The sequence below is a fragment of the Tepidicella xavieri genome (assembly GCF_004363315.1).
GTDB classification, from domain to species: Bacteria; Pseudomonadota; Gammaproteobacteria; order Burkholderiales; family Burkholderiaceae_C; genus Tepidicella; species Tepidicella xavieri.
Genome location: NZ_SNYL01000018.1, coordinates 1 through 14,070, shown reverse-complemented (window position 1 = coordinate 14,070; position 14,070 = coordinate 1). Strand labels below are relative to the sequence as shown.

Genomic DNA, 14,070 nt, shown 5'->3' with positions numbered 1-14,070 from the left:
GGCTCGAAAGCCCTGATTATGTTGCCCCACCAGCTTGAACTCTTGTCACCTGCGCGCGATGCCGACATCGGCATCGAAGCCATCAACCATGGCGCGGATGCCGTTTACATTGGCGGCCCGTCATTCGGGGCGCGGGCCCATGCCGACAACACGGTGGCCGACATCGAGCGGCTGGCGCGTCATGCCCATCGATTTCACAGCCGGGTGTTCGTCACGCTCAACACCATTCTGCGCGACGACGAGCTGGAGCCGGCCCGGCGTCTGGCCTGGGCGCTGTATGAGGCCGGCGTCGATGCGCTGATCATTCAGGACATGGGGTTGCTGGAACTGGATCTGCCCCCCATTCAATTGCACGCCAGCACCCAGACCGACATCCGCACCCCCGAAAAAGCCCGCTTTCTCCAAGACGTGGGGCTGTCGCAAATCGTGCTGGCCCGGGAACTGACCCTGCCGCAGATTGCCGCCATCGATGCCGCGCTGGGCCCGCGCGATGCCCCCGGCCGGGCGGTGCTGGAGTTCTTCATCCACGGCGCCCTGTGCGTGGCCTACAGCGGCCAGTGCTACATCAGCCATGCCCGCACCGGGCGCAGCGCCAACCGAGGCGACTGCTCGCAAGCTTGCCGCCTGCCCTATGAAGTCAAAGACAGCCAGGGCCGCATCATTGCGCACGACAAACACGTGCTGTCGATGAAGGACAACAACCAGAGCGCCAACTTGCGGGCCTTGGTCGATGCGGGCATTCGCAGCTTCAAGATCGAGGGACGCTACAAAGACATGGGCTATGTGAAAAACATCACGGCCCATTACCGCCAGTTGTTGGACGACATCCTGCAAGAGCGCCCGGAACTGGCGCGCGGCTCCAGCGGGCGCTGCACCTACACCTTCACGCCCGATCCCAACCAGAACTTCAACCGCGAGTTCACCGATTACTTCGTCAACGGACGACGCATCGACATCGGTGCATTCGACACGCCGAAAAATCCGGGCCAGCCCATCGGCTGGGTCACCCGCCTGGGTGGCGAATGGCTGGAACTGGAAACCCATGAAGCGCACACCACGCTGAGCAACGGCGATGGTCTGTGCTATTACGATTTGCAGCACAACCTGGTGGGCCTGCAAACCAACCGCGTCGAGCGCGTGGGCCCAGGGGCGGAAGGCGGAACGCGGTGGCGGGTGTTTCCGAAAGACCCGATGTCGGGCTTCAAAGACCTGCGTCCGGGCACGACGGTCAACCGCAACCGCAGCATGGAATGGGTGCGCACGCTCGACAAGCCCTCCGCCGATCGGCGCATCGGCGTGTGGGCAACGCTGACCGACGGCTCCGACGGCCTGGAATTGACCCTGACCGACGAAGATGGCCATGTAGGCAGCGCTCAGCTGGCCGGAGCCTGGCCATTGGCCAAGGACCCGATCCAGGCCATGGACAAATGCCGTGAACAGTTGGGCCGCCTGGGCGAGACGATTTTTCAGGCGCACGACATTCAAGTGCAGCTGTCGCAACCGTGGTTTGTGCCAGCCTCCCAGATCAACGCCTTGCGCCGTCACGCGGTGGCCAGCCTGGAAGCCGCCCGTGCCCAGGCGTATCAACGCCCTGCCCGCGCCCAGCCCGTGCATCCGCCCGTGCCCTATCCCGAAGACACCTTGAGCTATCTGGCCAACGTCTTCAACCACAAGGCGCGAGACTTTTACGCCCGACACGGGGTGCGCGTGATCGCCGCGGCGTATGAAGCGCACGAGGAAGAAGGCGAAGTCAGCCTGATGATCACCAAGCACTGCGTGCGCTATTCGCTGAGCCTGTGCCCCAAGCAGGCCAAGGGCGTGACCGGCGTGCAAGGCACGGTCAAAGCCGAGCCGCTGCAGCTCATCAACGGCAAGGAAAAGCTGACGCTGCGCTTCGACTGCAAGCCATGCGAGATGCACGTGGTGGGCAAAATCAAGCGCAGCGTGCTCCGGCAGGCGGCCGAGCAGCCGCTGACCTTTTACCGCCGCCGCCCCGACGCCCAGGCGGCGCACTGACCGCGCGTCGTCTCAGACGTAGGCGTTCAGCGGGCCGCGCGCATGGCGCATGTGCAGCGACATGCCCAGCGCGGCCATGTGGTTGGCGTTGCGGCCCAGAATCTGCTGCGACAGGGGCAGGAACGCCTGCTCCTCGAATTCGGCATGGGCGCGATAGCGTGACACCAGCGCTTCGATGGTGGCCACGTCAATCACGTCGCTGAATTGCCCCTTGGCCACTTTCTTCAATCCGGACTCCAGGCTTTTCCACAACCGTTCCAGTTCGCGGTGCTCGTCGGTGAGGCGGCGGGCCATGGCCTTGACCTGCTCGCGTTCCTCCCCCGCTTCGGCGCTTTCGATCACGGCTGGGAACAATTCGCGCTCTTCGTCCAGATGATGCTCGAAAATGGCTTCACGGAAAAAGTCGAGCGCCTTTTCCGCCACTTCGCGGGCGCGCGCCGCGGGCTGCAGCAACGCCGGCAATTCGCCCAGCATGTCGAGCTTGCGGAAAATGCCGGCGTGGCATTGAGAAAAGTCGTCGATGGGGGCGTCGGCGGTGGCGGGGGTGTTCATCGAATCTCCAGGGCTGGCTTGATGTGAGCCAGCCCAGTGTACGGAACACCCCGCCCGGCTGTGTTGACCTCAGTCAAGCCAGGCGCACATTCCCCCGATCAACCCACCCAGCGGCGGGCGTTGCGCCATAGGCGCATCCAGGGGCTCAAGGCGTCCAGGCCGCCGGTGGCGCCCAGGTCCGTCCAGCTCATTTGCACGTTGCGGAACACCCGTTCGGGGTGAGGCATCATGGCCGTGAAGCGGCCGTCGGCCGTGGTGACCGCCGTCAGGCCGCCGGGGCTGCCGTTGGGGTTGAAGGGGTATGCCTCGGTGGCTTGCCCGTGGTGATCGACAAATCGCATGGCCCCCAGAACCCGGTCGGCGTCGCCGCGCTGCGTGAAATTGGCGTAACCCTCGCCGTGGGCCACCGCGATCGGCAATCGGCTGCCGGCCATGCCCTGGAAGAACAGGCTGGGTGACTCCAGCACCTCCACCAGGGACAGGCGGGCCTCGAAGCGCTCGCTCTGGTTGGTCGTGAAGCGCGGCCAGGCATCGGCCCCGGGAATGATGTCGGCCAGTTCGGCAAACATCTGGCAGCCGTTGCACACCCCCAGGCCAAACGTATCAGGCCGTGCGAAGAAGGCCTGGAATTGTTCGGCCAAGGCCGGATTGAACGTGATGGAGCGCGCCCAGCCGATGCCCGCTCCAAGCGTGTCGCCGTAGCTGAAGCCCCCGCAGGCCACGATGCCTCGGAAGTCGGCCAGGCGGACGCGGCCGCTTTGCAGATCGGTCATGTGGACGTCGTGCGCCTCGAAGCCCGCCAGGTGGAAGGCATAGGCCATTTCCACGTGGGAGTTGACGCCCTGCTCGCGCAGGATGGCCACTTTGGGGCGGGCCAGGTTGAGGAACGGAGCGGCCACGTCCTCTGCCGGATCGAACGTGAGGGCCACGTGCAGGCCCGGATCGTCGGGCCGGCCGGCGGCGGCGTGCTCGGCATCGGCGCAGGCAGGGTTGTCGCGTTGCTGGCAGATTTTCCAGCTCACGCTGTCCCAGACCTGGTGCAGGTCATCGAGGGCGGCGTCGAACACCACCTGGGTGTCGCGCCAGATTTGCAGCCGGCCCTTGCCCGCGTCGATGGACGACGTGGCGGGCCGGGTCTTGCCGATGAAATGGCTGTGCTTGGACAAACCGTGCTGGCGCAGCACCTGCATCACCTCGTTGCGCTCGCTGGTGCGCACTTGCAGCACCACCCCGAGTTCTTCGCTGAACAGGGCTTTGAGCGTGAGCTCTTCGCGCCGGGCGCTGACTTGCGCGGTCCAGTTCTTGGCGTCGCCATGATCGGCGCGGCTGTCGCTGATGCCGTCGCCTTCGGTGATGAGCATGTCCACGTTGAGGGCCACCCCGACATGGCCGGCAAACGCCATCTCGGCCACGGCCGCCAGCAGGCCGCCGTCGCTGCGGTCGTGATAAGCGAGGATGCGTCCCTCTCGCCGCAAGGCGTTGATGGCATCGACCAGGGCGATCAGGTCCCGAGGGCTGTCGAGGTCGGGCACGGCACCGCCGGGCTGGCCTAAGGTTTGCGCCAGAATGGAGCCGCCCATCCGGTGCTGGCCTTTGCCCAGGTCGATGAGCACCAGGGTGGTGTCGGCCTCCCGGGCGTCGAGCTGTGGCGTCAGCGTGCCGCGCACGTCGGGCAGCGTGGCAAAGGCGCTGACGATCAGGCTCACGGGCGAGGTGACCTTGCGCGTCTGCCCGTCGTGTGGCCACTGGGTGCGCATGGACAGGCTGTCTTTGCCCACGGGGATGCCGATGCCCAAGGCTGGGCACAGTTCCATCGCCACGGCTTTGACGGTGGCGTACAGGGCGGCGTCTTCGCCCGGCTCGCCACAAGCGGCCATCCAATTGGCGCTGAGCTTGACCCGGCGCAACTCGATGGGCGCAGCCAGCAAGTTGGTGATGGCCTCGGCCACCGCCATGCGGCCCGAGGCGGGCGCATCCGTGGCCGCCAGCGGTGTGCGCTCGCCCATGCTCATGGCCTCACCCGCAAAGCCCGAAAAATCGGCCAGGGTGACGGCGCAATCGGCCACCGGCACCTGCCAGGGGCCCACCATCTGGTCGCGGTGCGTCAGCCCACCGACGCTGCGGTCGCCGATGGTCACCAGAAACCGCTTGGACGCGACCGTCGGGTGGCTCAGCACGTCGATGACGGCCCGCTGCAAATCTACCCCGGTCAGGTCCATCTCGGGTGTCTGCCGCTCCAGGCTGCGCACATCGCGGTGCATGCGTGGGGGCTTGCCCAGCAGCACGTCCATCGGCATGTCCACTGGCTTTTCGTTGTCGCCGTCTTCCAGCACCAGCTGGCGCTGCTCGGTGGCCACCCCCACCACGGCGAAGGGGCAGCGTTCGCGTTCGCAAAATGCCCGGAACGTGTCCAGCGACTCGGGGGCGATGGCCAGCACGTAGCGTTCCTGGCTTTCGTTGCACCAGATTTCTTTCGGTGCCAGACCGCTTTCCTCCAACGGGATGGCACGCAAGTCGAAACGGGCGCCGCGCCCGGCGTCGTTGGTCAGCTCCGGAAAGGCGTTCGACAGCCCGCCGGCGCCCACGTCGTGGATGGCCAAAATGGGGTTGTCGGCCCCCATGGCCCAGCAGTGGTTGATGACCTCTTGCGCCCGACGCTGGATTTCCGGGTTGCCACGCTGCACAGAGTCGAAATCCAGGTCGGCGGCGTTGACCCCGGTGGCCATGGAGCTGGCGGCGCCGCCGCCCATGCCGATGCGCATGCCCGGCCCGCCCAACTGCACGAGCAAGGTACCGGCCGGGAATTCGATCTTGCGGGTCAGGTTGGCGTCGATTTGCCCCAGCCCCCCGGCAATCATGATGGGTTTGTGGTAGCCGCGCTGCACGGTATCGGCGCTGCTGGCCACGGTTTGTTCGTACTCGCGGAAATAGCCCAGCAGGTTGGGCCGGCCGAATTCGTTGTTGAACGCTGCTCCGCCGAGCGGCCCTTCGATCATGATTTGCAATGGGCTGGCGATGTGTTCGGGCTTGCCACCGGGTTGATCGGACCAGCCCCCCCACAGTCGGGAGACGCTAAAGCCCGTCAGCCCCGCCTTCGGGCGCGAGCCTCGGCCTGTGGCGCCTTCGTCGCGGATTTCACCGCCCGCCCCCGTGGCTGCGCCCGGGAACGGCGAAATGGCCGTCGGGTGATTGTGGGTTTCCACTTTCATCAGCACATGGTGCTGAGCCGCTTCAGCCACATAAGGCGCAGCGCCGCCAGCAGTGGGGCGGGCCACGAAGCGTTCGAGCGCATGCCCCTCCATGATGGAGGCGTTGTCGGCATAGGCCACCACCGTGTGCTGCGGGCTGCTGTGGTGGGTGTGGCGGATCATGGCGAAGAGGCTTTTGTCTTGCGCCACCCCGTCGATGGTGAACTGGGCGTTGAAAATCTTGTGCCGGCAGTGTTCGCTGTTGGCCTGGGCGAACATCATCAACTCCACATCGGTGGGGTTGCGACCGAGGTCGGTGAACGCCTGCACGAGGTAGTCGATTTCGTCATCCGCCAGCGCCAGCCCCCATGCCGTGTTGGCCTGCGCCAAAGCCGTGCGGCCTCCGCCCAGCACGTCCACGTGCGCCATGGGCGTGGGCGCCAGCTCGGTGAACAGCTGCCATGCGTCTTCGCGCCGCGCCATCACGCTTTCGGTCATCCGGTCGTGCAGCAACGCGGCGGCCTGTTGCCACTGGGCGCCATCCAGAGCGCCCCTGCTGCCCAGCAAGCCGGTTTTGAGGGTGAGCCGGTATTCGGTGATGCGCTCCACCCGGCGCACGGCCAGCCCACAGTTGCGGGCGATGTCGGTGGCCTTGGAAGCCCAGGGCGAGACGGTGCCCAAGCGCGGCGTGACTACCACCAGGACCCCGTCATCGCCGCCTGCATAGGGCTCGCCATAAGTCAGCAGCGCCTGCCAGCGGCTGCGCTGCTGCGCATCCAGGGCGTGCTCGGTGGCCACGAGATGGACGAAGCGGGCCGACACGCCTACGATCTTTTCACTGATGCCTTGCAGGCGGGCCAGGAGTTGTTGGGCGCGGAAGTTGCCGAGGGCGTTGCCGCCCTCGATCGGGGTGATGTGCTGGGTCACGGTGTGGCCTGTAGGGAGAAAGACCCTGGATTTTACCGGCTGGCCGCCCCGTAGGATGATGGCGGCAGGCCTCGATCACCGAGCGGCCGCGATGCGTTGGCGATCAGGGTTTGTCCTGAGTTTCCCTCGTGTTTTGTGCAGTATAGTGCATGACTCAAAAGGCAATTTAATGCATAAGTCCATGAAGTTGAAGATTCTGGTCGGCACCACCACCCAGACCGCCGAATGCGTGGCGCAGGCCATCCAGATGGATTGCGCCGATCTGGTCGATGACATCGAAGTGGTGCTGATGGATGGGTTGGGCATCGACGTGTTCGACGAACCGGCCCTGTTTCTGATTTGCTGTGCCACGTATGGCAGCGGCGATGTGCCAGACAACGCGCAGGCCCTCTATGCCAGCCTGCACGAGGCGCCCCGTTATCTGGGGCATGTGCGCTATGGCGTGATGTCGTTGGGCGATCAGGGCAGCTATCCGATGACGTTTGCCATGGGCGGGCGCCGCTTCGATGAAAAGCTCGCCGACCTGGGCGCTCAGCGTCTGGGTGAAGTCTGGACGCACGACGCCAGCAGCGATGTACAGCCCGAGGAATCGGGCGTGCAATGGTGTCGAGCCTGGCTGGCCGAAGTGCTCGCCGATACGGCCAAATAGTTTAACCATCAATTATTTGGCCGACTACCGGGTAAGTCAGGATCACCACGCAAGGGCAAGCCCTCTAACATCCGATCGTTATTCCAACAGGAGACAAGCCATGACCTCTCGCCGCGTCGTTCTCACCCGCACTGCCGCCGTCATCGGCGCCGCCTCCACCGGGCTGTTGCTGCCGCAAATCGTGCGGGCGCAGTCCAATCGGGTGCGTGTGGGCTTCATGCTTCCCTACACGGGCACATTCGCTCAACTCGGCGTGGCCATCGAAAACGGCGTGCGCATGGCGCTGGACGAGCAAGGCGGCAAGCTCGGTGGCCGCGAGGTGGATTTTTTCAAGGTGGACGATGAGTCCAACCCGGCCAAAGGGGTGGAAAATGCCCAGCGGCTGGTCCAGCGCGACCGGGTGGACGTGCTCATCGGCACCGTGCATTCCGGCGTCCAGATGGGCATTCACCGGGTGGCCCGCGAGACGGGCGTGCTCAACCTCATCCCGAATGCGGGCGTCCATGCGGCCACTCGTGGGCAGTGCGCACCCAACGTGTTCCGCACCAGTTTCACCAATTCACAACCGACCCTCGCCTTGGGCAAGCCCATGGTGGACCGGGGCCACAAGCGGGCCGTCTGGATCACCTGGAACTACGCCGCAGGTGACGAGGCGTTTGAAGGCTTCGAGCAGAGCTATACCGCCGCCGGCGGCACGATCGTGCGCAAGCTGGGCCTGCCCTTCCCGAATGTGGAGTTCCAGGCCCTGCTGACCGAGATCGCTTCGCTGCGGCCCGATGCCGTGGCCTGTTTCTTTGCCGGTGCCGGCGCGGCCAAGTTTTTGCGCGATTACGCAGCCGCTGGTCTCAACCGCTCTATCCAGCTTTGGGGGTCTGGCTTCCTGACCGAAGGGGTGCTCGATGCCGCGGGCGACGCGGCCAACGGTGTGCTGACCACCATGCACTACAGCGACTCGCTGGACACGCCGCGCAACAAGAAATTCCGCCTGGAGTACGCCAAGGCTTTCCGCATGCAGCCCGACGTGTACGCCGTCCAGGGCTATGACACCGGCCTGCTGTTGATCCAGGGGGCCAACGCCGTTGGGGGCGACCTGTCGAACAAGCAGGCTCTGTACGCAGCCATGCGTGGCGCCACCATCGACAGCCCACGTGGCAAGTGGACCATGAGCAAGGCCCACAACCCGATTCAGGACATCTACCTGCGCGAAGTCGCGGGCCGGGAAAACAAGGTCATCGGCATTGCCCAGAAAGCCGTGGAAGACCCCGGCACCGGCTGCCGCATGGCCTGAGACCACCCACTGCCCTCTACCCTGCTGTTGCCGATCGCGGCGCCGTGCCCCGCGCGCACGGTGCTGCGCCTGTTCCTGACGGATGAGTTGCCTCCATGGATTTCGCGAACTTCTTGATTCAGCTCCTCAACAGCCTCCAGTACGGGCTGCTGTTGTTCATGCTGGCAGCGGGGCTGACCCTGATCTTCGGGATCATGGGCGTGGTGAATCTGGCTCACGGCAGCTTCTATATGCTGGGAGCTTACATGGCGTGGTCGTTTGCGGCCACCTTTGGCAGCCTGTTCGTGGCCATCGTGGTGGGCACGGCGTTGTCCATCCTGCTGGGTCTGTTGCTGGAGTGGTCGCTGTTTCGCCATTTCTACAAGCGCGACCATCTCGATCAGGTTCTTCTGACATTTGGCCTCATCTACATCTTCGAGGAGGTTCGCTCCTTGCTCTGGGGCGACGACGTGCATGCGGTGCAGATGCCCGAGGTGCTGAACTGGTCCATCCCGCTGACGGACAACCTCTCCTATCCCGCGTACCGACTGTTCATGTCCGGCCTGTGCATTTTGCTGGCCATCGGGCTGTATCTGCTGATTTCCAAAACCCGCCTGGGCATGAAGATCCGTGCAGGCGCCTTCAACCGCGACATGACCGAGGCCATGGGTGTCAACATTCGGCTCATCTACGCGGTGGTGTTTGCGCTTGGCGTCGGGTTGGCCGCCATCGCAGGCATGATTGCCGCCCCCATCTCCAGCGTTTACCCAGGCATGGGTGGCTCGGTGCTCATCATGTGCTTCGTGGTGGTGGTCATCGGGGGCATCGGCTCGGTGCGCGGCGCGCTGATTGCGGCCTTGCTCGTCGGTTTCGTGGACACCTTCGGCAAAGTGCTCATCCCCCAACTGGCCGGCATGCTCGTCTACATGCTCATGGCGGCCGTGCTGCTGTACAAGCCCGAAGGATTGTTCAAGCAATGAATCCGCATTTTCAGGAACCTTGATCGATGTCTGCCGCGAGTTCCCATATCGAGCGCTTGCCCCGGAGCCTGCAATTCACCCTGGCTCTGGGGACCGTGGCGCTGGCACTATACCCCGTGATGGGGCTGGACAGCACGGGCTACTACACCCAGATGCTGACCCAAATGATGATTCTGGCCATCTTTGCCATGAGCCTCGATTTGCTGCAAGGGGTCACCGGCATGGTGTCGCTGGGCCATGCCGCTTTTTTCGGGTTGGCGGGCTACGCCCTTGCCTTCCTCACCCCTGACAGTGGCCCGGTGAGCCTGTGGTGGAGTCTTCCGCTGGCGGCGGCGGGCGCGGGGTTGGCCGCCTTGATCATCGGCTTCTTCGTCGTGCGTACCCACGGCATTTATTTCATCATGGTCACGATGGCGTTTGCCCAGATGATCTTCTACCTGTTTTTCGACAATCGCTCCCTGGGCGGATCGGACGGCATTTATGTGTATTTCAAGCCTAGCACCGCGCTGGGGCCGCTGACGGGCGGGGAAGAACTCTTCAACCTCGACAACCGCATCACCTTCTTCTATTTCACCCTGGCCGTTTTGCTGATCGTGTACGCCTTTTTGCGCCGGCTGCTGTTCTCACCGTTTGGGCGCACGCTGGCCGGCATCCGGGTCAATGAGCACCGCATGCGGGCCATGGGCTATGGCACCATGTGGTACAAGCTCACCGCTTTCACCCTGGCCGGTACCCTGGCCGGCGTGGCCGGCTACCTGTGGGCCGCCCAGACCGGCTTCGTCAACCCCGAGCTGATGGGCTTTCACCTCAGCGCACACGCCATCATGATGGTGATTCTCGGGGGAATGGGCAACTTTGCCGGCGCGATCATCGGTGCCTTTGCCTTTGAGTACTTGTTGCATGTATTCAAAGACATGACCAAGCACTGGCAATTGCTGATGGGGGGCTTCATCGTGCTGATCGTCATCTTCGCGCCCAAGGGCCTGCTGGGGCTTGGACAGGCATTGCACGACCGCTTCCTGGGGGCCTCGACGCCCCCTGTCGAAGGCAACGGCAGCAGCGAGGCGGCCAACGAAACGACACAAGGAGGCGGCCGTGTCTGAAGTTCTGCTCGAAGCCCGTCAGGTGACCAAGCGCTTTGGGGGGCTGGCGGCCGTGCATGAAGTGTCGCTCCAACTCAAGCGCAACCATTTGCATGCGGTGATCGGCCCCAATGGAGCAGGCAAGTCCACCCTGACCAATTTGCTCTCCGGTGATCTGCCGCCCACTTCGGGCTCCATTCACCTGGCCGGGCGCGACATCACCGGGCGCAAGGCCGAGGCCATTTCCCGCTGGGGCCTGGGCCGCAGCTACCAGAAAACCAATATCTTTTTGCCTTTCACGGTGTGGGAGAACGTGCGGCTGGCCGCGCAGTCCCGCACGCCCCATGCCGGCCGGTGGCTCACGCCGGCGGCCAGCCTGGCGGACATCAACGAGCGCGCCGAACGCGCCATGACCCTGGCTGGCCTGGCACATCGGGCCTCCCTGCCGGCGAGCGCCATCAGCCATGGGGAGCAGCGCCAGTTGGAAATCGCCATGACACTGGCCACCGATCCCCAAGTCCTTCTGCTCGATGAGCCGTTGGCGGGCATGGGGCAGGCCGAGGCCGAACGGATGATCGCACTGTTGCAGACCATCAAGAAAGACCACGCCATGATGCTCGTGGAGCACGACATGGACGCTGTGTTCACCCTGGCTGACCAATTGACCGTGATGGTCAACGGACAGGTGATCGCTTCGGGGTCCCCCGCAGAGATTCGGGCCGATGCCGGCGTGCAAGCCGCCTACCTGGGAGAAGAGGCATGAGTGTGGCGCCGCAACCCGAGTGGCTCATCGAGGCGGTGGGTCTGCATACCCACTACGGCGCGAGTCATATTCTGAAAGGCATCGACTTCCGAGTCGGCGCAGGCGAGACCATCGGTCTGATGGGACGCAACGGCATGGGGAAAAGCACCTTGCTCAAGTCGCTCATGGGGTTGGTCAAACCCAGTGGCGGAAAAGTCCACGTCAAAGGCCGGGACATGACAGGCGCCCCCGCCTATCAAGTGGCGCGCCTGGGGGTGGCCTATGTGCCGGAAGGCCGCGGGATTTTTGGCAACCTCAGCGTCCGCGAGAACCTCATCATGGCGGCCCGGCCGGGCGTGAGGGGCCAAACCGATTGGACCTATGAGCGGGTGCTGGAGACATTCCCGCGCTTGGCCGAGCGTATCAACCACGGTGGCCAGCAACTCAGCGGCGGAGAGCAGCAGATGCTGACCATCGGCCGTGCCCTGATGACGAATCCCGACCTGCTCATTCTCGATGAAGCCACTGAGGGGCTGGCCCCGCTGATTGCCCGCGAAATCTGGCGCATTTGTGCCGTGATCCGGGATTCTGGCATCAGCAGCGTGATCGTGGACAAGAACTGGAAGCACGTGACCCAAATCACGGACCGCAATGTGATTCTGGTCAAAGGCCAAGTGGTGTTCGAAGGGACTTCAGAAGCACTGACCGCGCAACCGCGCGTGCTGGAGCAACACCTCGGGGTCTGAGCCCTGCCCTGTCGAGCCCCTTGTCATTGTCAGGGCAAGAAAAAGGGGGGCCTGAGCCCCCCGAACACACTTCACCCTCGACTTCAGAAACGCATCATTTGTTCACCGGCGATTCCGGATCGAGCAGCAGCGCCATGATGTGCTTGATCTGTTGCTCCGTCAGGATGCCTTTGGAGCCCGCTCGCGGCATTTGTGAGCAGGCGTTGTAAGCACGCGCATTCCACAGCTTGCCCCAGGTGTATTCCACGATGGGTTTGGCTGCCGGGCTGTTCGGGTCCGTGACGCCGCGCAGCTTCCCGTAGTTGTACAAGCTCGGCCCCAGATTGCCAAAAGAGATCTCCTCTTTGCTGATCTGATGGCAGTTGTAGCAGTTGCCGCCGTTGACCATGTTGGCCTGGTCGCTCCAGGTCAGCCCGCGGCCACTTTGAGCAATCTGCTCGCCTTGCTTCCAGTCACCCAGGAACTTGCCGTCCGAAGGCCACTTGATGGTCTTCATTTCGGCTTCTTCGATTTTCTTGGCGAGGGCCGGATCCAGTGGCTTGCCGGCCACATCGGCCTGGGCGCAAAGATCGTTGGCCATGTCCGGGCCGATGCGGTCCAGCGTGGCGATGCCCCGCTCCACGAACGAGGCCTTGATCACGGCAGCTGCCATCTGGTCGTAGTCCGCGCTCGATGGGCCGGTCGAACAGCCTTGCAGACCGAGCGCCACCATGGGCGCGGCCACCGCGGCGATAAGGGTTTTCTTCATCATGATGTCCTCGTCTCCCGTTCAGCGCTTGATGGTAGGCACCGCAGAGACGGAGCCTTTGGCATTGACCCCCATGTACACCCCAAGTGCGATGGTCACATCGCTGGCGAAGGTGGGCTCGGGGAAGCGCATCTGGCGGTAGCAGTCGTTGAGACGGTGCTGCATGCTCCACATCTGGCCGTTGGAGACGCGATAGGCAGGCCATGCGGCAAAGCCGACCCCATCACCTGGGTTCTTGGTCAGATTGGGAAGGTCTTGCAAGCGGATGCGTCCGCCGTCGATGGCGTGGCAGGATGCGCAGGAGAAGTCGTGCGTGCCACCGCGTTGGAAAAACACCCGTTTGCCGATTTCGTACATGTCGCGCTCGGCTTGGTGCGCCTGAGGCAGATTGAATTTCATGCCCTTGGATTGAGAGGCGATCCAGGTCGCCAGCGCCACGACATTGGCGGTCTCGCCGCGGCCGAAACCCCGAGCCGTCACTTCTTTCTTGGCATCGATGCCTTGCAGCGTTTCCATGCAGGTCATGAGCCGGCTTTCGAGATCCTGAACACGGCCCGTATCTTTGAAGTAACGGGGCAGTTCGACGAATGCACCTTTGACGACGCCCGGGCCTTTGCCCAGGTCACACTGCTCCAAAGACGCATTCTTGGGGCCGCGCTTTTCGCGCCAGAGTTCTTCGCCCCTCATTTCATACAGTTCGGCCGGATTGCCATCTTGCAGCATCTCGCGGTACTGGGCGATGCCTTCGGCAGCGGAGCTTTGCGCAAGCGCGCTGCCCGCAGCACCCAGTGCCGCCAGAGCTGCCAAGGCTCGGAGCTTGTTGTTCATGTGTGTGATCTCCTCTTTACAAAAAAAGGGCACGGAGCCAACCGTGCCCCACCTGCAAACCCTCTCCTCACCCACGCAGGATCAGGAGATAGTGGCCTCGTCGGTGCGGGATTCACCCTTGTTGTCCACCCACTTGACCACCACCTTGTCGCCCTTGGCCGCGCCCTTGAACTTGAACGCCAAAAACGGGTTCTGCGACACCGCCCCGCTCCACTCGCACTTGAGCACGCTCTTGCCGTTGTGCGTCGCTTCCACGTTCGTGATGTAGTGCGCCGGCACCAGATTGCCCGAGCCGTCGCGCCGCGTCCCCGGCTCCATCACGTGCGACATCAGCACGCGCACCGT

General features: G+C 63.8%; 12 protein-coding genes. 7 read left to right on the top strand and 5 right to left on the bottom strand.

The features are described 5' to 3' along the window. Positions 1-12: 12 nt before the first annotated feature. The gene (locus DFR43_RS12060; protein ID WP_133599042.1) at positions 13-2,016 is read left to right on the top strand and encodes a peptidase U32 family protein; all 2,004 of its coding nucleotides are present in this window, start codon (positions 13-15) and stop codon (positions 2,014-2,016) included. Between the two features lie 12 nt (positions 2,017-2,028). Here the strand turns inward: DFR43_RS12060 and DFR43_RS12055 are convergent, their stop codons facing one another. Continuing rightward, on the bottom strand, positions 2,029-2,568 hold the full coding sequence (locus tag DFR43_RS12055; RefSeq protein WP_133599040.1) for a hemerythrin domain-containing protein: 540 nt from the start codon (positions 2,566-2,568) through the stop codon (positions 2,029-2,031). A 98-nt stretch (positions 2,569-2,666) separates the two neighbouring features. Continuing rightward, positions 2,667-6,683, bottom strand: a complete 4,017-nt coding sequence (gene purL / locus DFR43_RS12050) for a phosphoribosylformylglycinamidine synthase (RefSeq protein ID WP_133599038.1) — start codon at positions 6,681-6,683, stop codon at positions 2,667-2,669. 181 nt (positions 6,684-6,864) lie between these two features. Here purL and DFR43_RS12045 point away from each other — a divergent pair, with 181 nt between their 5' ends. From DFR43_RS12045 to DFR43_RS12020, 6 genes are all read left to right on the top strand, one after another. Next, positions 6,865-7,332, top strand: a complete 468-nt coding sequence (locus DFR43_RS12045; RefSeq protein ID WP_133599036.1) for a flavodoxin domain-containing protein — start codon at positions 6,865-6,867, stop codon at positions 7,330-7,332. Positions 7,333-7,432: 100 nt separating this feature from the next. Beyond that, on the top strand, positions 7,433-8,620 hold the full coding sequence (locus DFR43_RS12040; RefSeq protein ID WP_133599033.1) for an ABC transporter substrate-binding protein: 1,188 nt from the start codon (positions 7,433-7,435) through the stop codon (positions 8,618-8,620). A gap of 95 nt (positions 8,621-8,715) precedes the next feature. Next, positions 8,716-9,579, top strand: coding sequence for a branched-chain amino acid ABC transporter permease (locus DFR43_RS12035; RefSeq protein WP_133599031.1), 864 nt, complete (start codon positions 8,716-8,718; stop codon positions 9,577-9,579). Positions 9,580-9,605: 26 nt separating this feature from the next. Beyond that, positions 9,606-10,682: a branched-chain amino acid ABC transporter permease gene (locus tag DFR43_RS12030; protein ID WP_133599029.1), complete on the top strand. Its 1,077-nt coding sequence runs from the start codon at positions 9,606-9,608 to the stop codon at positions 10,680-10,682. Further along, positions 10,675-11,424, top strand: coding sequence for an ABC transporter ATP-binding protein (locus DFR43_RS12025; RefSeq protein WP_133599027.1), 750 nt, complete (start codon positions 10,675-10,677; stop codon positions 11,422-11,424). Before DFR43_RS12030 ends, DFR43_RS12025 begins: the two co-directional genes overlap by 8 nt. After that, positions 11,421-12,149, top strand: coding sequence for an ABC transporter ATP-binding protein (locus tag DFR43_RS12020; RefSeq protein ID WP_133599025.1), 729 nt, complete (start codon positions 11,421-11,423; stop codon positions 12,147-12,149). The genes DFR43_RS12025 and DFR43_RS12020 overlap by 4 nt, the downstream gene beginning before the upstream one ends. Positions 12,150-12,243: 94 nt before the next feature. Here the strand turns inward: DFR43_RS12020 and soxX are convergent, their stop codons facing one another. The 3 genes from soxX to soxZ form a co-directional block, all read right to left on the bottom strand. After that, the gene (gene soxX, locus DFR43_RS12015; protein WP_133599023.1) at positions 12,244-12,900 is read right to left on the bottom strand and encodes a sulfur oxidation c-type cytochrome SoxX; all 657 of its coding nucleotides are present in this window, start codon (positions 12,898-12,900) and stop codon (positions 12,244-12,246) included. Positions 12,901-12,918: 18 nt separating this feature from the next. Next, positions 12,919-13,725, bottom strand: coding sequence for a sulfur oxidation c-type cytochrome SoxA (gene soxA, locus DFR43_RS12010; RefSeq protein ID WP_133599021.1), 807 nt, complete (start codon positions 13,723-13,725; stop codon positions 12,919-12,921). A gap of 81 nt (positions 13,726-13,806) precedes the next feature. Then, positions 13,807-14,070: thiosulfate oxidation carrier complex protein SoxZ (gene soxZ, locus DFR43_RS12005; RefSeq protein WP_133598067.1), on the bottom strand; the 264-nt coding region annotated here is incomplete at its 5' end.